Raw genomic sequence first — 19509 nt, 5'->3', positions numbered from 1 at the left:
GACTGCATGGCCGCGCTCACCATTGGCTTCCTGATGGACCCGCTCGAGATGGTGCGGGTGAACCACGACTCCACGTTCCAGCTCATGCTGGAGGCGCAGAAGCGCGGCCACGTGGTGCGCTACTTCGAGCAGCGCTGGCTGCGCTTCAACGGCACCTGCGCCGAGGCGCGCATGCGCCACGTCACCGTGCGCGCCGAGCAGGGCCGGCACTTCGACGTGGTCGACGACGCCGTGTACCCCCTGTCCTCGCTGGACGTGGTGTTCATGCGCAAGGACCCGCCGGTGGACGTGGAGTTCCTCCATGCCACGCAGCTGGTGGAGCTGTGTGGAGACAGGGCGCCCGTCTTCATCAACGACCCGTCGGGCATCCGCGGCGCCAACGAGAAGCTCTTCGCGCTGCGCTTCCCGGACCTGATGCCGGACACGCGCATCACCCGTGAGCTGCCGGTGCTGATGGACTTCATCGCCCGCAACCCGCGGGGCACCATCCTCAAGCCCGTGGACGGCTTCGCCGGAAAGGGCATCCTCTTCCTGACGCCCTCGGACCGGAACGCGCGCTCGGCGGTGGAGCTGCTCACGATGGAGGGCCGCGAGGCCATCATCGCGCAGGCGTACATCCCCGAGAGCCGCCTGGGCGACAAGCGCATCATCCTGGTGGACGGCGAGCCGGCGGGTGCGGTGCTCCGCGTGCCGCCCGAGGACGACCACCGGGGCAACATGGCCGCGGGCGGGGCGCCCCGGAAGGCCGTGCTCACGGCGCGTGATCTGGAAATCTGCGAGCGGCTGAAGCCCGAGCTCCGCAAGCGCGGGCTGCTGCTCGTGGGCATCGACATCCTCGGCGACTACCTCACCGAGGTGAACGTCACGAGCCCCACCGGCATCTACGAGGCGAACCAGCTGGACGGCGTCTGCATCGAGGCGAAGGTGCTGGACGTGGCCGAGCGGCTGGCCGCCCAGCGCGCGCGGTAGCCACGCGCCCCGCGTTCCCCGTGCGTTGACTCGAGGGCCTGGAGGGAGACCTCCGGGCCCTTCGTGTCTGGGCCTGCTCCACTGGGAGCACTCCCTCCCCTGTCAATCGTTATCGTGGGCTGAATGTCGATTCATGTTTCATATTATTTCCAACGCAACGCGCCATTTTGGGGTCGGCGGCGCGGACGTGAATGTTGGTTCATGTTTCATGCGTCCGGCGACGCGTCGCGCCTTGAATGCATGTGAGTCGAGGGAGTCAGGTCTCGCCTCACGGCCGCCGCTCTCCCCCCCATCTGGCGGCCGGGGAGGCACCATGCACACGCATCATCCCCGCCGTGCTCCGTCGTGCTCGCGGTTCCCCGGATTGAGTCTCGCGACGCTTCTCTTCGCGAGCGCAGTGGGTTGTGGCTCTCCTGGCTCCGAGGAAGTTTCCCCGCGTGAGCCAGCGCCAGAGCTACAGCAGGTCGAAAACGAGCTGACGCAGGTGACGGGCTTCGGCTCCAACCCGGGCAATCTCCTGATGTACCGGCACGTGCCGACGGGCATTCCCGCCAACGCGCCGCTCGTGGTGGTGCTGCATGGCTGCACGCAGACGGCCGCGGGCATGGAGAACAGCGGCTGGACGGCGGCGGCCAACGTCTACAAGTTCTACGTCCTCTACCCGCAGCAGCAGAGCGCCAACAACGGCGCGAGCTGCTTCAACTGGTTCGAGCCCGGCGACTACAACCGGGGCCAGGGCGAGGCGCTCTCCATCAAGCAGATGGTGGACTCGATGAAGTCCACGTACTCCATCGACGCGTCGCGGGTGTACGTCGCGGGGTTCTCGGCCGGTGGGTACATGGCGCCGGCGCTGCTCGCCGCCTACCCGGAGGTCTTCGCCTCGGGCTCCATCAACTCGGGAGGCCCGCATGGGTGTGCCGCCAACTCGACCCAGGGCTTCTCCTGCATGAGCCCGGGCGTGGACAAGACGCCGGCCGCCTGGGGTGACGTCATCCGCTCGGCCTGGGCGAGCTCGGGCTACACGGGCCCGCGCCCACGCGTCACCCTCTGGCACGGCACCAGTGACTTCACGGTGAAGCCGATGAACATGAACGAGGCGATGGAGCAGTGGACCAACGTCCACGGCATCGACCAGACGGCGGACACCACGGAGACGGTGGGCGGCTTCCCACACAAGGTGTACCGCGACAGCGCGGGCACGGCGCTCGTGGAGACCTGGGAAATCACCGGCATGGGCCATGCCACGGGGATTGACGCGCAGTACAGCTTCCCGGGCAGCACCACCGCGTGCGGCGCCACCGGCTCGTACCTCACCGATGTGAATCTCTGCTCCGTCTACTACCAGGCCCAGTTCTTCGGGCTCACGGGAGGCGGCTCGCCGGGTGACACCACGCCGCCCACCGTGAATGTGACGGCGCCGGCGAACGGGGCCACGGTGAGCGGCACCGTCACGGTGTCGGCGAGCGCCTCGGACGATGTGGGCGTGGCGCGGGTGGAGCTCCTGGTGGACGGCAGCGTCGTCTCCACGGACACGACGGCGCCGTATGACTTCGCGTGGAGCAGCACCAGCGTGTCGAACGGGACGCACACGCTGGGGGCTCGGGCGTACGACGCGGCGGGGAACCAGGCCACGGACAGCGACACGAGCGTCACCGTGAGCAACAGCGGCACGCCGACGCCGGTGACGGTGAGCTTCACGAGCGTGACCGCGGATGACGGCTACATCAAGGCGAACTCGGATGGCAGCTCGCCCGCGCTGGGCACGCTGACGGGGCTGGCGCTGGGGCGCGGGACGGATGGGAAGTACAACCGCTCGTTCCTGTCCTTCGACACGTCGAGCATCCCGGACACGGCGACGGTGACGCGGGTGTACCTGACGGTGACGTACTCGTCCGGCTCGGGGGACCCGTGGTCCACGCCCTCGGGGAACACGCTGCTCATCGACGTGAAGAACGGCACGTTCAACGCGGCGGCCACGGAGACGGCGGACTGGGCGGCCGCGGCGACCGCGAGCGGTGTGGCGAGCATCGGCAGCTTCGCGTCGGGCACGAAGGCCTCGGCGGACTTCAGCGCGGCGGGGCTCTCGGCCATCAACCTGGCGGGGAAGACACAGCTGCGGCTGGGTTTCAGCGGCTTCCAGACGGCGACGCAGTACCTGTTCATCAAGGACGGCACGGGTGCCACGCTGACCGTCGTGTACACGCCGTGATGTGACGGTGGAACGGCGGGCCGGAGCGTGGTTCCAGCCCGCTGTTCACCTCATGGCTCCGAGCCGTACTCGAAGCCTTCGTAGTCGAACGCACGCTCGATGGCCTTCACATCGGCCTCGGTGCCGCCGCACTCCTTCACGGCGTCACGCCAGCGCGCGGACACGAGGGTCTTCATCCTGTCGATGACGTGGGTGGCGTCTTCCTTCGACAGAAGGAAGCGGCCGCATTCGCTCAGGAGGTTCCGCCGGTTGGCGCGACGGTGCTGCGCGCTGCCCACCTCCATCGCGAGGTCTCGCTCGGTGCTGACCTGCGGCATCGGCGTGAGGTCGTAGGCGGGCGAGAGGCTCCACTCCGAACCGGCGGCGATGAGCGCATGGTTCCGGGGATGGTCGTCGATGTTCGAGATGAGCGCGTTGAACACCATGCGGGAGAACAGCTCCCGCAGGTCCTCATCCGGATTGCTCACCTGGCGCTTCAGCTCATCCGCCAGCAGGAGGTACGACCACTTCGAGCGGTCCTGCGGATTCTCATCGGAACGAAGGACCGTCAGTGCGCTGACCATGCGGTGTCGCAGGTAGCCTTCCTCGGTGCGCTTCCTGTCGAACCGGCGCACCAGGAGCACGTCCTGGCCCGCGACGTGGATGCGCTTGCTGAAGGCCGCACGCAGGCCGCACTCGCTGGCGAGCTTCAGCATGCCGCCTTCCGCCGCTGCTTGGTTCCAGCGGTCGCTGCGGGAGGGGAACTTGGCGACCCACAGGCCCTCTTCGTCCTCGACGACATTCTTGGGGCGTGCGCCGCCCATGGAGGTGCCGGGGTTCACCAGGCCGCTGACGTCTTGCGCGGAGTACGGCAGTCCCTGCTCGACGCGTTCGACCTCCTGGAGCAGCGGGCCGAGCTGGGACACCTCGTTGAATCGATGCACCGGGATGGGGGGCGTGGGGCTCTGACCCAAGGACAGCGCACCGGCCCGGTCCTCGGGTGAGTGGAGGAGGAAGTCGACTTCGCTCAGGTCGGCACGTCCCAGTTGACGCTCGATGACCCTGCGTCCCCACGCGTCCGGTGAGGAGTCTCGCAATGCGCCGAAGATGCCGTGGAGGCTCTCTGTTTCGAAGGTGCCCGGATGCAGTGGGAGCTCGAGCTTGTCCAGCTCCACCGCGCGGGGGTTGGACAGATAGCTTCTCTCGTAGAGGAAGCGTCCCACGCCGCCCTGCTGCATGAAGCGACCGCAGGTGACGACCTCCATCGAATCCGGAAGCTGGATGTACACGTAGCAGCTGGGGGCTTCAGGAGTTGGCATCGAGGTTCGCCATGGAATGCACGCACGCGGGCTGACGTGCCAGCGACTGTGGGACGTGCCTCGTGTTCGTGCCTGACTGGCTTCACCTGATACCTGCGGTTCTCCACCATCGACCCCGACTTCGCGCCAATGCTCTGGTGCCGTGCCTGACCGTGGGGCTTTCGAGCCCGGGGAGGCATGTGTGGTGGCGCGACGCTGGTGGGCCCTGCTGTTGGTTCCGTGGATGGTCGGCTGCGCGGGCTCACGTGTCGTGAGACTGGACACAGGTGAGGGTCGACTGGTGGCGCATGTGCCAAGGACCTCGGGGGGTTCCGTCGAGGTCGATGCGGAGGAATTCGAGAAGGCCCTCGCGCGGCTCGCGCTGGATGTGCCCCTGTCCCTGCGTCCCGCTGATACCGGGTGGTGGGTTCGTGCCTCGAATCGCGGCAGCACCATGGACAAGGCGCTGCGGAGCGCGCTGCACAAGCGCTATGGCCGGTGGTGCCAGGCGCACGAGGAACCTGGAGACTGTCTCTCGCTACTGGAGGACGGACTTGGCTTCGATGAGAGGGACCGCCTGACCCTGACACTGGGCCTGTCGCTGGATCCGATGCACGCCAGCATCGCGGAGGCGGTGGAGAAGACGCTCAACCCCACCTTCTTCAAAGTGGTGGTGGTGTCGGCGCTGGTGTACGTGGGCATCGACGCGTTCCTCGAAATGGTTCACGCGTGCATGGAGCTGAAAAGGAGCGCGGACCGGGCCACTACGTTCGAAGAGTTGGAAGAGGCGGGTGAGCGCTTCGGCCAAGTCATGGGCACTCAGGGAGCACGCATCTTCGTGCTCGCGGTGGCGCTCGTCGTAGGCAAGAGCACGATGAGTGGAACTTCGTGGCTGGCGTCTCGACTGCCCTTGTTGCTGGGCTTCCCTCCGGCAGCGGCACTGAGTGCATCGCAGCTCGGAGTGAATCTCGCGGCCGTCGAGCAGGTGAGCGCAGTGGCGGTGGTGGAGGGTGGCGTCGTTATCACCCTCGGGCCCGGCGCGGTGGCCATGGTGGCTTCGAGTTCGGGTGGTATTCGCGGAGATCCGGACGGGAAGGTGCATCACATCTGCACCGACAAGAACACGGAGTCAGATGCGAACGGTGGACCGTGGACACCACTGTTCGAGAAGCTCTTCCGGAGGGCGGGCATGACGCTGAACGACCCCGCCAACCTGGTGCGCATCCGAGGCCATGAGGGGCCTCATCCGGAGGCGTATCATCGAGCGGTCTTCAAGCGGATCAGCGATGCCATGCTGGATTGCCGGAGCAAGGCCCATTGCCGTGAAGTGCTCACCCAGCAGTTGAATGAGCTATCAAGCGAGCTCCTCAGCCCTGGGAGCTTGCTTCGCAGGCTCGTCACGAAGGGTAGGGAGTAGTGATGCCGGCCCGGTACTTCGAGTTGGAGCAGGACCTCTACGTTCCTGGGCGCTGGTACCCCGACGACCCCGTGGATGAAGAATGCCAGGAGGCGGACCCCTGGATGTTCCGGCATGGGAAACCCGTGGTTCTCGACAAGAAGCTGAGGGTACCTCTCTATCGTCTCGGCAAGCCGGTGGACTTCTCGGCGACCACTCTAGGCGTCACACCTCTCCTGCATCCACGAGTCGCATCCGTATTCGCGGAGCTGGCGCCCGATGACGTGCAGCTCTTCCCTGTGGAGGTTGATGGCCAGCCTGAGCCGTACTTCCTCCTCAATGTCACGCGAGCGGTGAAGTGCATCGACGACAGCGCCAGCGAGGAGGTTCAGTACTGGAAGCCGGAGGACGGCCGTCCGGAAAAGACGGGTACCTATCGCAGTGTCATGGGCCTCCGTATCGACAAGTCCAAGGTGGGCAACGTGAAGGTGTTCCGCACTTGGGGTTGGTCGATGGCTGTCATCGTCTCCGAGGACCTCAAGGACGCCCTGGAGCGCACGGGTGCTACCGGCATGAAATTCACGGAGGTATAGGCTCGCCGCTGCGCATGTCCGAACCCATTGCTCACGACGAGACGCTCGACTCCATCGGCACGGCGGGGGTGCGGGTGCTTCAACGCCGGAGCGGGTACCGCTTCACGCTGGATGCCGTGCTCCTCGCGCACTTCGCGGCGACGGAGGGCACGGGCACTCCGGGCCTCATGCTGGAGCTCGGCGCGGGCAGTGGTGTGGTGTCCTTCCTGCTCGTGAAGCAGTTCCACCTCGGGCCCGTGGATGCGCTGGAGCTTCAGCCCGCGGTCTTCGCCAGACTGCGGCGGGCCGTGGCACTCAATGACTGTGAAGCTCGTGTGCGTCCGCTGCTGGGTGACCTGCGCCGCATCCGTGAGCTCGTGACCGGTGGGCAGTACGCGCACGTCGTCTCCAATCCACCGTTCCGCATCGCCAACGCCGGAGTCCGCAGCCCCGATGACGAGCGCGCCGTGTCCAAGTCCGAGGTCGCCTGCGACGCAAGTGACGTGGTTGCCGCTGCACGGTACGCGCTCATGCCCGGAGGCACCGTGAGCCTCGTGTACCCGGCCTCTCGCGTGGCCGAGGTGCTCGGGCTGCTGACGCAGGCGAAGCTGTATCCCTCCGTGCTGCGCTTCGTGCACTCGCGCGTGGGCTCACCGGCCACGCGCTTCCTGGTGCAGGCCGTGCGAGACAGGGACAGGGGACTCGCCGTGCGCCCTCCGCTCATCGTCCACGGTGAGGGCCCGGGTGGTTACTCCGCCGAGGTGGCCGCGCTGATGGAGCCACCACTCGCGGAGCGCGTTCCGTCGGAGGACTGAGCCGGCGCTACGGAGCACCGTTCAGCGGCTTCGTGTTCGTCACCTGGAACCCATCACCCTCGGACGCGGTGATGAACAGCTCGCTGTTCGCGCGCACGTCGAGCGTCATGCGCCTGCGGCTCTTCCCCACCGTGAAGACCACGTCCAACTCATGCGCGCCCGGCTCCACGTCCCGGACGAGCACGTTCGTCGCGTTGCTCGAACCCCGGCGCGCTCCGTCGAGCGACACCGTGCAGGGCTTCACGCAGCGCACGTTGAGCTGCGACGTACCTGCCTCACGTGCCTTGGCGCGGGCCTGCTCCACTGCTGCCAGGCTCCGGTCCTCCGTGAGCCTCACGTTCCCCTTCGAGTCACCGTAGAAAGTCGCCTCCGCGTCCGCGGGCACCTCCACGGAGTCGAGGAAGAGCCTCCGGCTGAACAGGCTGGAAGTCGCCTCCACACGACGGCGGCCCGGCTCCACGTCCTTGAACTCCCACGTGCGCTCGTCCCTGCGCCGGCCGCGTTTCCCGTCGAGCAGCACCGTGCAGTCCTCGGGACACCGGACGATGGCCACGCTCTTCCTTCCGCCCTTCGCCGGTGGCTTCTCCCCTTCCGCCCACTCCGGCGTGCCCGGCGTGCTGGTGCTGCCGCGCTGCACGACGATGCGCTTGTTGCTCGTGAGGAAGACCTCCGCCTGCGCCACGTCGGGAATCTCCGCGAACCCGTTGATGAGCGGCCGGCTCAGGACGCCCGTGGCCTCCACGCGCCGCGCTCCCGTGCCGACTCCCTCGAACTTCCACGTCGAGTCCGTCACCCGCAGGCCGCGCTTCCCATCGAGCACCACGGTGCACTTCTCCGGGCAGCGCACTCGTACGGTGACGCCGTCCTCAGCGAGCGCGGGGACGGACAACGACAGGAACAGGAGCGACCAGCGCAGGGACATGTTCATACGAGTCTCGCCCCAGCGGACACGCGGGTCGAGTCGGTCCGCTCGGGGACGCCTCGGACTCGGGACGGAGGCGGCTCGCGAGGATGCGGAAATCATGACGCCGGCCTGCCTGCCCGCCGAGTGAGGGGGACATGGCTCGGGGTGCCATGGAGGGCGGCCGGCCCCAACGTACCCGGGTTTCCAGAACCGGCCCCGGGGCCCCATCAAGGAGGAGTGGGAATGAACGTGGCACAGCTGACCGAGCAACCGAGCATCCTGAAGTCAGCGGCCCTGCTGCCACCGCGCCTGTCGCTCGGGTCGTCGATGGTGGTGCACGGGTTGAGCAAGCTGCGCAAGGAAGGGACGGAGCAGGCCGCGGGCTTCTTCGAGCAGATTGGCCTCAAGCCGGCCCGGCCCCTGGTGCTGGCCACGGGCATCACGGAGCTGCTCGCGGGCGTGAGCGCCATTCTCGGCTTCGCGACGCGGCCCGCGGCACTGGGTGTGCTCGTCACGCAGGCGTTCGCCATCGCCAAGGTCCACAAGGGCAAGGGCTTCGACAACACGAAGGGCGGCTTCGAGTTCAACCTCGCGCTCTGCTCCATCGCGCTCGGTTTGCTGCTGCGCGGGCCGGGGCAGCTCTCGGTGCACAGCGCGTTGGAGCGCAAGGTGAAGCGCAAGGAGCTGCGCCGCCTGCGCTTGCTGCCGCGTCAGCGCAGCCGCTCGGTGCTGTTGGACCTGCTGGGCTGAGCCGCCGCTCACGGTGTCGGTGCCGCTCGGTGCTGCTGGACGTGCTGGGCTGAGAAGCCGCTCACGGTGGCGTGGCTGCCCGGTGCCGCACACCCCATCACCCTGGCTGATGGGGTGTGTGTCGTCTGCCCGGCTGCCGATGGGGCGAGCGCATGCCAATTACTCCCGAGCGCCTGGACGGCCCGTAAGATGCGCGGGCCATGGCCTCGTCCGTCTTCCTGATGCTGGCGCTCGCCACCACGCCGGGTGTTTCCCCGGCGCGCGAGCCCGCTCCCTCCCACAAGTTCTCCACAGCGCAGGCTCGCACCGCCGAGCTGCTGTCCACCGCTGGCAGTGCGTCCGTGAAGGCCGCGCTCCGGGAGGACGCTGCTTCCGAGCTCGCGATGACCGCGGGCAACGGGTCCGTTCGCGCGGCGCTCGGGAATGGAGCGGCGGATGCCGTCGTGCTCGCGGGCACGCAGTCCGTGAAGGCCGCGGCGGGCCTACGTCCTGTCGTCCATGGCGCGGATGCCGTCGTGGCCGCCTCGGGCACAGCCCGTGACACCGTCGGCGCGACGCACGCGACAGGTGCCTCCAACACGGTTCAAGTGGCGACGGCTTCCGGCTCCACGGATGGAACCTCCTCGAGCAGTGTCGCGAAGGCCTCACCGGTGACGACGCCCTCCGGCACCCCACAGGAGTCCGCGTCGGCCTCCCCGACGGCTCCGGCTTCCGACGCTTCCACCACCGTCTCGGACGTCGGCCGCGTCGCCGCCGAGGCCGCCTTCAGCGCCGTGCGTGCCGCCGCCGTGGCGATGCGCGCGCAGCCCGCTCCCGCCGTGGTCGACGCGGACGCGAGCTATGCCCGAGGCATCGCGGCCCTCCAGGCGAAGGACACCCGCACCGCCATCTCCGAGCTGTCCGCCTGCGTGCAGGCCGCACCCTCGCGCGTGGACTGCCGTTGGGAGCTCGGCTGGGCGCATCAGGTGGAGGGCCGCTGGACGGAGGCTCTCGCACAGTGGACCGAGGTGAAGAAGCTCGCTCCGGACCACCCGGACCTGGAGACGGCGCTCGCTCAGGCCCAGGGCCAGGCCGCCCTCCAGGAGAAGCTCTCCCGCGCGCCCCAGGCCGGCAGCCGCCCTCCCCCGCCTCCGGGCGCGAAGGTGCGCATCCGCTTCGTGGGTGACGTCATGCTCGGCACGACCGTGCCCGAGGGGCATCTGCCTCCCGAAGGCCCCGCCAGCGTCATCACCGCCGTGCGCCCGCTGCTCGAGGACGCGGACCTCACCTTCGCCAACCTCGAAGGCCCGCTGTGCGACGGCGGCAAGACGACCAAGTGCCGCTCCAAGGGGAACTGCTACGCGTTCCGCTCGCCCACCGAGTACGGCGCGACGCTGAAGGAGGCCGGTGTGGATGTGGTCTCCACTGCGAACAACCACTCCGGCGACTTCGGCGAGGAGTGCCGCCGTCAGACGGAAGCCACGCTCGACACGTTGGGCATTCCGTGGAGCGGCCCGCCGGGCTCCATCGCCACGGTGGAGCGCAATGGCCTGCGCATCGGCGTGGTGGCCTTCCACACGTCGCCCTCGTGCAACCACCTCAACAACCTGGCCACGGCCACGGCGCTGGTGAGCGCGGCCGCGGCGGAGCATGACCTCGTCGTCGTCTCGTTCCACGGTGGCGCCGAGGGCAGCAAGGCGCTCCACGTGCCGGCGGGGCGCGAGATGTTCTTCGGCGAGGACCGGGGTGACTTGCGCACCTTCACTCGCGCCATGGTGGACGCGGGCGCGCACCTGGTCATCGGCCACGGCCCGCACGTGGTGCGCGGCATGGAGTTCTACAAGGGCCGGCTCATCGCCTACTCGCTGGGGAACTTCGCCACGTACGGCCGCTTCACCCTCACGGGTGCGCAGGGCCTGGGCATGGTGCTGGAGGTGGAGCTCACCGGCGACGGCCGCTTCGGGTCCGCCCGCATCCTCCCCACGAGGCAGGTGGGCGAGGGCATTGCCCAGCCGGACCCGAAGGCCGCCGTCATCCCGCTCATCCGAAGCCTCACCGCCGAGGACTTCCCCGACACGGGCGCGCGCATCTCCGAGGACGGCACCGTGAAGCCCGCGGGCAAGGGCCCCGTCAGCGTGCGCTGAGCTCCGGCCGCCCCCCGGGCGGCGGATTGGCGGAATGAGCGTTCCTTCCGCCTCGACTCTCGGGCGGTGGACTCGCGGAATGAGCGTTTCTTCCACCTCATCCCGCGTCCCGTCCCCACACGCTGGTAGTGCGCCTTTCCGACCTGTGCGCACCCATGCCCACGAATGCGCGGGTTTCCCTCGCGCATGAATTCCGAGTGAGCCGCGAGAGACCTGTCTCGTTTGTGCCGCCGCGCTGTCACGTCCGCGCTTCGCGGACCGTCTGTGTGCTGTCACCCACCGCACGGTGAAGGCCGGCTGCTGGCCCCGCTGCCAGTCTCGTATTTGCGGCTCAAAGGATGACGCGAGCCGGGAGGGCGCGTGTCGTCTCCGTGCGGTACAAGGAACGTCGCCGTGCGCGCACTCCGACTGCCACGTCTCTCCTCGCTTCGCGCTTTCGACCATCCCGGCTACTTCGCTGTCTGGCTGGGCGCACTCGTCTCCACCATCGGCACCTGGATGGAGACGGTGGCCATGGGCGTGTACGTCACGCAGGAGACGGGCCGCGCCGAGTGGACCGGTGGCATCGCCGCCCTCACCTTCCTGCCCTCGGTGATTCTGTCCCCCGTGGGCGGTGCGCTCGCGGACCGGTTCGACCGGCGCGCGTACGTCGCGGTGGGCACGGTGGTGCAGCTGCTCCTCGCCGGCGTGCTCACGGTGCTGGCCTTCACGCACCAGCTCAGCGTGCACGCGGTGGGCGTCGTCTCGCTGCTCAACGGCTGCGCGAGCACCCTCATCAACCCGGCCTTCTCCGCGATGCTCGCCGAGCTCGTGCCTCCGCGTGATTTGCACAGCGCGGTGAGCCTCAACTCGGCGCAGTACAACCTGGGGCGCATCATCGGCCCGGCGGCGGCGGGCTTCGTGCTCGCGGCCGGCGGCGCGTCCTGGGCGCTGCTCATCAACACCCTCTCCTTCCTCGCGGTGCTCGTCGCGCTGTCTCGCGTGCGGATGCCGGCGCGGGACTCGGGCAAGGTCGTCCAGAACCTCTGGGAGCAGATTGCCCAGGGCGTCTCGGTGGTGCGCAAGGACGCGGACATCTCGTTGATGCTGTGGGCCACGCTGCTCGTCGCGGCCCTGGTGGCGCCGTTCATCGGCCTGGTGCCGGTGTTCGCCATCCGCGAGTTCGGTCAGGGCGCGGCGGCCACGTCGCTGCTCGTCGCCTGCCAGGGCGCGGGCGCGGTGACTGCGGCGCTGGTGGTGGGCACGCTCGTGGACACGCTGGGGCAGCGCAAGCTGTTGGGAATTGTCTCGCTCGCGATTGGCGCGGTGTCAGCGCTGTACTGGCTGTCGCCCACGCTGCCCGTGGCGGCGGCCGGCATCGTGCTGCTCGGCGGCAGCTACATGATGATGATGACGGGGCTGAACTCGTACTGCCAGTCCCGCGTGCCGCGCGAGATGCAGGCGCGGATGAGCAGCCTCTACAGCATGGTGCTCGGCGGCGCGTACGCGGGGGGCGTGTGGGGACTGGGCGCGCTCGCGGACCGCGTGGGCCTGCGCTTCGTCATGGTCAGCTCCAGCGTCCTGTTCCTCGCGCTCGTGCTGACGCTGCGGTTGATGCGGCCGCGCAGCTTCGAGAACGCAGCCAATTAGCCCGCGTCACCGCCGCGGGGTCCACCGCTGGACACGCGGCCCCACGGAGCGGATGCGGGCTTCGACTCCTCGCGTTACACGGGGACCATGCACATGCGTCCCCTCCTCCTGGCCCTCACTGCACTGCTGCTGACCACCTCGCCCGCGCTCGCGCAGGAGCGCCGCGCCTCCGAGCCCCTGGGCATCGCGCTGGAGGGCCTGCCCTCTGCGTTCCCCGTGCAGTTCCTCCCCGTCACGCTGGAGGGGCAGGACCTGCGCATGGCGTACCTGGACGTGAAGCCCACCGGCCGCGCCAACGGGCGCACCGTCATCCTCCTCCACGGGAAGAACTTCTTCGGCGCGTACTGGGAGCCCACCATCCGCGCCCTCACCGCCGCCGGCTTCCGCGTCGTCGTCCCGGACCAGGTGGGCTTCGGCCGCTCCTCCAAGCCGGACATCCACTACAGCTTCCACACCCTCGCCTCGCTGACGAAGAAGCTGCTCGACACGCTCGGCATCTCCCAGACGGCCGTGGTGGGCCACTCCATGGGCGGCATGGTGGCCACGCGCTTCGCGCTCATGTTCCCGGACACCACCACGCACCTCGTGCTGGAGAACCCCATCGGCCTCGAGGACTACCGCGAGAAGGTGCCCTGGCAGTCCACCGAGACCTACTACCGCGAGCAGCTCCAGGCCACCGAGGAGGGCACGCGCAAGTACCACCAGACCTACTACGTGAAGTGGAAGCCCGAGTACGACGTCTGGGTCCAAATCTTCGCCCGGCAGCTCCAGAGCGGTGAGTACCCGCGCCTCGCCTGGGTGTCCGCCGCCACGTCGCAGATGATTTACGAGCAGCCCGTCTCCCATGAGTTCCCCCTCGTGAAGCCGCGCACGCTGCTCGTCATCGGCCAGGAGGACCGCACCTATATCGGCCGGGGCAAGGTGCCCGCCGACGTGGCCGCGACGCTGGGCCAGTACCCGCAGCTCGGCAAGGCGGTGGCGAAGGACATTCCCAACGCGACGCTCGTGGAGCTCCCCGGCGTGGGCCACATCCCCCACTTCGAGGCGCCGGAGAAGTTCCACTCGGCGCTGCTCGGCTTCCTCGGGAAGTGAGCCCCTGCCCCACGGGGCTGTGGGCAACTTGGGGACATGACTCGCGCTCCGGGTGAAACCCCGCTGCTCGCGCGTGTTCCCTCCGCGCTAGACTCCCTCCCCTCGCCAGTCCCGGGCCTCCGTGCCCGGGAGCACTCGCCAGGGGGGCGCCATGAAGAAGCTGCTTGGACCGATGCTGTACATGACGGACTCGCAGTCCGCGGACACGTGGACCTTCTCCGTCAACCTGTACCTCTCCGGCACGGACCCCGCGAAGCCTCCCGCGCTGCAGCTCCACTTTCTCGACGCGCAGGGCAAGGACCTGGCCGGCGCCGAGGTCTCCGGCCCCGAGCTGGTCGCCGACTTCTCCCGCCTCAAGAGCCCCGTGGCCGGCGTGCTGTGGAAGTGGCACGTGTCCCTCCGGCGCGACACCGTCCCCAGGCGCGTGGGCTACCGCTTCGTCTCCGCGGAGGGTGCCCCGCCGCTCGAGGGCGTGGATGACGTGAAGGGCGTCCTCGTGCCGGAGCGCGGTGGCCTGCCGCGCGCGGCCTTCTTCTCCTGCAACGGCGGCGGCAGCGCCGAGGCGTGGAAGAAGGTGTCGAAGATGGGCCGGCCCTTCGGTTGCTGGGACGACATGAGGTACCAGCACGAGAGCACCACGGATGGCTTCCACCTGCTCATCGGCGGCGGAGACCAGGTGTACGCGGACTCCATCTGGTACGCCTCGAAGGAGCTGGAGAAGTTCCACAAGCTGTCCCTGGAGGAGAAGCAGAAGGACAAGAAGCTGCCCGAGGGCTGCCACGACGAGATGGTGGCCCGCTACGTGGAGCTCTACTGCGAGCGCTGGAGCGGGGACTCGGGCATCGCCCCCATGCTCGCGCTCGTGCCCGGCATCTTCACGTGGGATGACCACGACATCTTCGACGGCTGGGGCTCGCACGAGGAGCTCCAGGAGCACCCCTGGTACCAGACGCTCTACAGCGCGGCGGCGCTCGCCTACGAGGCCTTCCAGCTCGGCGGGCTGAAGTCACGAGGCAAGACGCCTTCGGAGCTCAAGCCGTGTGAGAGCCACTACCTGCGCACGGTGCGCTTCACGGGCGACGAGTGCGACCTCGACCTGGTGATGCTGGACCTGCGCAGCGGCCGCACCATCCGCAAGCGGGGCAACACCGGGAAGGTCGAGCACGTGGTGATGAGCGACGCCCAGTGGGACGACCTGGACACGTGGCGCCGCGAGCACCGCGCGTCCGAGGCGACGGGCACCAAGAACCGGCACGTCGTCGTCGTGTCCTCGGTGCCCCTCGTGCACCTGCGCTTCGGGCCGGCCACCGAGAGCGTCGCGGGCCTCGTGGACCTGCGCGACGACATGCTCGACCAGTGGGAGTCCATCGTCCACCGCGGCGAGCGCACGCGGCTCATCATGGACCTCTTCAAGCTCGCGCGGGACTCGTGCTGCGCCGTGACGGTCATCTCCGGTGACGTGCACGTGGGCGCGCGAGGCCTCATCCGCTCGCGCAACCCGGAGCACCTCTTCCCCGGAACGACCGAGGCCATCATCGAGCAGGTGACGTCCTCCGCCATCGTCCACCCGCCCCCGGGCATGCTCGAGTTCCTCGGCATGCGCATGCTCGCGGGAGAGGGCATGGAAGATTTGCCGTCCTTCATCCAGACGGAGCTCCTCCCCGTGGGCGCGGACCACTACCTGCGCGAGCGCAACTGGCTGACCCTCTGCGTGAAGCGGCCCGCCAGCGCCACCTCGCGCCCCAAGCTGTGGCTGCGCTGGGAGGCGGAGCACACGCCGCTCTCCATGCAGGTGGTGGTGGAGCCTCCACCCCTGCCTCGCTAGCTCGCGCCACGCAGGCCCCATGGCGTCCGGGCAGGCGTGCGCCCGTACCGCCGTGGGGAGCTTGGTGGGCAGCCCGCGCGCCCCGACATTGAGCCTCGTAGCGGCACGCCGGCGTGGGGCTCCGTCCCCATGCCCTTCGACGAGGAGCGCGCACCATGCCCAACCGGAAGTACGACCCCCTGAAGGGCGGCAAGGAAGCCCCCACCAAGCCTCCGTACGCGAAGGACCGCGTGGAGGGAGGCCTGGAGGCGGATGACACGCTGCCGCTCTACTCCGCGGACTCCATCCACGCGACGAGCGAGCAGAAGTTCGCCCTGGACAGCGACGGGCCCGTGGGCGGCGACGTGCCCGACATCCGCAGCCCCATCGACGAGGCAGACGAGCTGGAGCGCGAGCGCCGTGGCCGCGAGCGGGCCGAGCGCCGCACCGCCGGCCAGGGTGAAGAGGACTAGCTGAAAAAAGAAGCCGGGGCCCGCGCATGCTCGCGAGCCCCGGCGGGGTACCTCGACATGGAGGACCGTCTACTTCGCGGCCGCCGGAGCGGGAGCCGCGTCCGGCTCCACCGGCGTCAGCTTGCCCAGGTTGAGCGGAGTCACCTGCTCCTGGATGGTGGCCGGGTCTCCCACGAGGACAATCTGCATCGCGTCCGGCGCGAGGTAGAGCTCGGCCACGCGCTGCACCTCGGCGGCGGAGGCGTTGCGCAGGCCCTCCACCGAGCGCTCCAGCTCATCCAGCGGGCGGCGCTTGAAGTAGATGGACGCGGCGGTGGCGCCCAGGCCCTCGATGGACTCGAAGCCTCCGGGGATGGCGCGGATGAGGCCCTCGCGCGCGGACTCCAATTCCTTCTGCGTAATCGGCCGCTCCTTGAGGCCGGACAGCTCCTTCACCAGCTCGGTGAGGGCGGGGCCCGTCACGTCCTGGCGCACGGCCGTGTACGAGAGCAGCGGCCCCACGCCCAGGCGCGTGTCCATGAACGCGCCCGCGCCGTAGCTGTAGCCCTTGGCCTCGCGCAGGTTCATGTTGAGCCGGCTGCCGAAGAAGCCGCCGTACACGGTGGTGGCCAGCTCCAGCGCGTACTCGTCCGGGTGGCCTGCCGCGACACCCGGGCGGCCCACCAGCATCACCGTCTGCGCCAGCTCGGGCTTGGGCACCACGTACACCTGCTGCCGCGGCGGCGCGGCGGGCGTGGGCGGCGCAGCGGGCGGCGTGCCCGGGCCCTTCCATGTACCGAGGTGCTTCTTCGCCAGCGCCACCGCCTCATCCAGGGTGATGTCGCCGGTGAGGATGAGCGCGGCGGCCTTCGGGCCGGCGTGCTTCTGGTAGAAGCCCTTCGCGTCCGCCAGCGTGAGCGCCTGCACCGTCTGCGGCACGCCGTCCGACATGTGCGCGTACGGGTGGTCCTCGCTGAAGATGGCGCCCAGGGCCGCAATCTGCGCGAGCACGATGGGCGAGCTGAGCTGACGGACCAAATCACGGAGCTGCTGGTTCTTGCGCCGGTCGAAGACCTTCGGGTCGAACGTGGGCCGCATCACCACGTCGGCCAGCAGCGCGAGCGCCGGGTCCACGTTGCGCTTCAGCACGCGCACGCCCACCTCGGCGCCGTCCGAGTGCACATCCAAGGCGGGGGACACACCCAGGTCCGCGAAGGCGTTGTCGAGCGCCACCGTGTCCCGCTTGCCCGCGCCCTCCAGCAGCATGCGGTAGGACAGCTCGGCGAGGCCGCCCTTGCCCTTGGGGTCCTGCGACGCGCCCGCGGCGAAGGCCACGCCCGCGAAGACGAGCGGCAATTCCTTGCGCGTGCTCACCAGCACGGTGAGGCCGTTGTCCAGCGTGGCGCGCTGGAAGCCAGGCAGCACCAGGTCCGGCGGCTTGCCGGGCTCGGGCGGCTTCGCACGGAAGGCCTCGGGGTCCTCGGGCCGCGGCGCGGGCTTCTGGGCCGTCTCGCCCAGCGCGGGCGACTCCGGGTTGGACGGAGGAGGCTTCGGGTTGCTGGCGCAGGCGGCCAGCGTCGTGACGAGCAGTGCGGAGAGGAGGCGACGCATCACTTGCGCTCCTTCGGTTCGGTAGGGGGCTGCCGGCGGGCCGGCGGCACGGCGTGGAGGATGACGCGCGCGTTGGGGTTGAGCATGTCGCGCGCGAACTGCTTCACGGACTCGGGCGTCACCTTCTCGTAGCGGGCCAGGTCCTTCGCGACGTAGCCCGGCTCACCGACGAAGTGGTTGTAGCTCTGGAGCACGTCCGCCTTGCCGCCAGAGCCTCCCACGGCCTGCAGGCCCGCGAGCATGCGCGTGTCGAAGCGCGTGCGGGCGCGCTCGATTTCCTCCTGGGTGATTCCGTTCTTCCGCACCTCGTCGAGGACGGCGTCCACCTCCTTCAGCAGCGTGTCGGTGGAGACGCCGGGGGCGGCCACCACGTCCAGCGAGAAGACGGACTGCGCGCCCTGGCTCTGCTGCGTGGCGCTGACGCTCTGCGCGAGCTGCTTCTCCAGCACCAGCCGGCGGTAGAGGCGGCTCGCCTTGCCGGTGGACAGCGCGGTGGCCAGCACGTCCGCGGTGGCGTCGCCTTCCTGGAGGTACGGCGGCGTGAGCCACTGGATGGACAGGAGCGGGAGCTGGGCCACGCGCTCCTCCTCGCGGATGACCACGGGCGAGGTGATTTTCACCGGAGCCACTTCCGGACGCGCCGGCTTCGGGTGGCTGGGCAGCGAGCCGAAGTACTTCTCCACCAGCGCCTTCGTCTTCTCGACGTCGATGTCACCGACGATGGTGAGCGTCGCGTTGGACGGGGCGTACCACTTGCGGAAGAAGTCCTTCACGTCGTCCACGGTGGCGGCGTTCAGGTCCGCCATCGAGCCGATGACGTCGCCGTGGTACGGGTGCGGCAGCGGGAAGAGCGCGTGCCACGCCTTCTCGCGCGCCATGCCGTACGGGGCCGTCTCGGTGCCCTCGCGGCGCTCGTTCTTCACCACCTCGCGCTGCGTGTCGAGCTTCTCCCGGGTGAGGGCGTCCAGCAGGAAGCCCATGCGGTCGCTCTCCAGCCACAGCGCCGTCTCCAACTGATTGCTTGGGACGGTCTCGAAGTAGTTGGTGCGGTCGAAGCTGGTGGTGCCGTTGAGGTCCGTGCCGCCAATCTGCTCGAGCAGGGAGATGTGCACGTCATCGGCCACGTGCTTCGAGCCCTGGAACATCATGTGCTCGAAGAGGTGAGCGAAGCCGGTGCGGCCGGGCTGCTCGTTGTAGGCGCCGACGTGGTACCAGACGTTGACGGCGACAATCGGCAGCTTGTGGTCAACGGAGAGAATCACCTCCAGCCCATTGGGCAGGGTGTATTTCTCATAGGGAATGGCGAGCGCTTCGCGTCCAGCCGCGGGCTTCGCCTCCTTCGGGGATTGGGCGAGCGCCGGTAGCCCGGTGATGACGAGGGCTGCGGCGACGAGGGCCTTCATTCGAAACAAGGTGCCTCCGGGTCTCGATGCCATGGACTCACGTCAGCGCTTAGCACGTGAGCCCGGCCCCCCGGGTAGGGAATGCGGAAGGGAATACCCGCCACCGTCGAGTGGTTGGCGCCGCTGTTGCGTGGCCTGTGCGCTCCACCACCCCGAAGACTGTCTACGATGGCCGTCCATGAGGACGCGCATCTCGTTGCTGTTGCTGATGGGGGGTGTCTTGTGCGCCTTCCCCGTGGCCGCCCAGGAGCCCGAGGTACCGCTGCCGCTCCCACCGCTGGTGGACACGCCCGAGGAAGAGCCTCGCGCGGAGCTCATCCCGCGAGAGCAGGACGACTCGCGGGGGCTGCACCTGCTGCCGTTTCGACTCGTCGTCTCGTCCGTGGTGGCCCCCACGGTGGGCGCGTTGCTGGCCTTCCGGAGCGCAAGCCTTCCCGGCCCACCGTGCGGGTGGCACCCGTCATCAGTGCCACCTCGCGGGGAGGTTGGGTGGGCGGGCTCGC

General features: G+C 68.9%; 15 protein-coding genes. 11 read left to right on the top strand and 4 right to left on the bottom strand.

The features are described 5' to 3' along the window. The first annotated feature begins 6 nt into the window (after positions 1 to 6). Positions 7 to 969, top strand: coding sequence for a glutathione synthase (gshB, locus tag ACVTJA_RS00145; RefSeq protein ID WP_465832704.1), 963 nt, complete (start codon positions 7 to 9; stop codon positions 967 to 969). Positions 970 to 1282: 313 nt separating this feature from the next. Further along, entirely contained in the window at positions 1283 to 3178 is a 1896-nt protein-coding gene (locus ACVTJA_RS00140) for an extracellular catalytic domain type 1 short-chain-length polyhydroxyalkanoate depolymerase (RefSeq protein WP_465832702.1), read from the top strand. A 50-nt stretch (positions 3179 to 3228) separates the two neighbouring features. On the opposite strand, the gene ACVTJA_RS00135 is transcribed toward ACVTJA_RS00140, so the two are convergent. Further along, positions 3229 to 4476 (bottom strand): type II toxin-antitoxin system HipA family toxin, encoded by a 1248-nt coding sequence (locus ACVTJA_RS00135; RefSeq protein WP_465832701.1) that lies wholly within the window; start codon positions 4474 to 4476, stop codon positions 3229 to 3231. A gap of 181 nt (positions 4477 to 4657) precedes the next feature. Between ACVTJA_RS00135 and ACVTJA_RS00130 the strand changes: the two genes are divergently transcribed. Genes ACVTJA_RS00130 through ACVTJA_RS00120 form a run of 3 tightly spaced genes read left to right on the top strand, consistent with a single transcriptional unit; the run spans position 4658 to position 7238 of the window. Continuing rightward, the gene (locus tag ACVTJA_RS00130) at positions 4658 to 5872 is read left to right on the top strand and encodes an AHH domain-containing protein (protein ID WP_465832699.1); all 1215 of its coding nucleotides are present in this window, start codon (positions 4658 to 4660) and stop codon (positions 5870 to 5872) included. Between the two features lie 2 nt (positions 5873 to 5874). Then, positions 5875 to 6444 carry an imm11 family protein gene (locus ACVTJA_RS00125; RefSeq protein ID WP_465832697.1) on the top strand — a complete coding sequence of 190 codons (570 nt, stop codon included), beginning with the start codon at positions 5875 to 5877 and terminating at the stop codon, positions 6442 to 6444. Positions 6445 to 6458: 14 nt separating this feature from the next. Beyond that, positions 6459 to 7238, top strand: a complete 780-nt coding sequence (locus tag ACVTJA_RS00120) for a tRNA1(Val) (adenine(37)-N6)-methyltransferase (protein WP_465832696.1) — start codon at positions 6459 to 6461, stop codon at positions 7236 to 7238. A gap of 7 nt (positions 7239 to 7245) precedes the next feature. Here ACVTJA_RS00120 and ACVTJA_RS00115 read toward each other — a convergent pair whose 3' ends face one another. After that, entirely contained in the window at positions 7246 to 8166 is a 921-nt protein-coding gene (locus ACVTJA_RS00115) for a hypothetical protein (RefSeq protein WP_465832694.1), read from the bottom strand. Positions 8167 to 8385: 219 nt separating this feature from the next. Between ACVTJA_RS00115 and ACVTJA_RS00110 the strand changes: the two genes are divergently transcribed. The 6 genes from ACVTJA_RS00110 (at position 8386) to ACVTJA_RS00085 (ending at position 16013) form a co-directional block, all read left to right on the top strand. After that, positions 8386 to 8892, top strand: coding sequence for a DoxX family protein (locus tag ACVTJA_RS00110; RefSeq protein WP_465832693.1), 507 nt, complete (start codon positions 8386 to 8388; stop codon positions 8890 to 8892). A gap of 200 nt (positions 8893 to 9092) precedes the next feature. Continuing rightward, positions 9093 to 11015 carry a CapA family protein gene (locus ACVTJA_RS00105; protein ID WP_465832691.1) on the top strand — a complete coding sequence of 641 codons (1923 nt, stop codon included), beginning with the start codon at positions 9093 to 9095 and terminating at the stop codon, positions 11013 to 11015. A gap of 393 nt (positions 11016 to 11408) precedes the next feature. Next, a complete protein-coding gene (locus ACVTJA_RS00100) occupies positions 11409 to 12644 on the top strand; it encodes an MFS transporter (RefSeq protein WP_465832689.1) in 1236 nt (411 codons plus the stop codon). A gap of 93 nt (positions 12645 to 12737) precedes the next feature. After that, entirely contained in the window at positions 12738 to 13736 is a 999-nt protein-coding gene (locus ACVTJA_RS00095; protein WP_465832688.1) for an alpha/beta fold hydrolase, read from the top strand. Between the two features lie 151 nt (positions 13737 to 13887). After that, positions 13888 to 15561 carry an alkaline phosphatase D family protein gene (locus ACVTJA_RS00090; protein WP_465832687.1) on the top strand — a complete coding sequence of 558 codons (1674 nt, stop codon included), beginning with the start codon at positions 13888 to 13890 and terminating at the stop codon, positions 15559 to 15561. Positions 15562 to 15716: 155 nt separating this feature from the next. Continuing rightward, a complete protein-coding gene (locus tag ACVTJA_RS00085) occupies positions 15717 to 16013 on the top strand; it encodes a hypothetical protein (RefSeq protein ID WP_465832685.1) in 297 nt (98 codons plus the stop codon). A gap of 69 nt (positions 16014 to 16082) precedes the next feature. Here ACVTJA_RS00085 and ACVTJA_RS00080 read toward each other — a convergent pair whose 3' ends face one another. Both ACVTJA_RS00080 and ACVTJA_RS00075 read right to left on the bottom strand, forming a co-directional pair. Continuing rightward, positions 16083 to 17603, bottom strand: coding sequence for a M16 family metallopeptidase (locus ACVTJA_RS00080; RefSeq protein WP_465832684.1), 1521 nt, complete (start codon positions 17601 to 17603; stop codon positions 16083 to 16085). Then, positions 17603 to 19006, bottom strand: a complete 1404-nt coding sequence (locus tag ACVTJA_RS00075; RefSeq protein ID WP_465832683.1) for a M16 family metallopeptidase — start codon at positions 19004 to 19006, stop codon at positions 17603 to 17605. The genes ACVTJA_RS00080 and ACVTJA_RS00075 overlap by 1 nt, the downstream gene beginning before the upstream one ends. Positions 19007 to 19509 lie beyond the last annotated feature (503 nt).

The organism is Pyxidicoccus sp. M6, assembly GCF_055568925.1.
The sequence above is the reverse complement of the archived record's forward strand: the minus strand, read 5'-3'. Positions and strand labels throughout refer to the sequence as shown.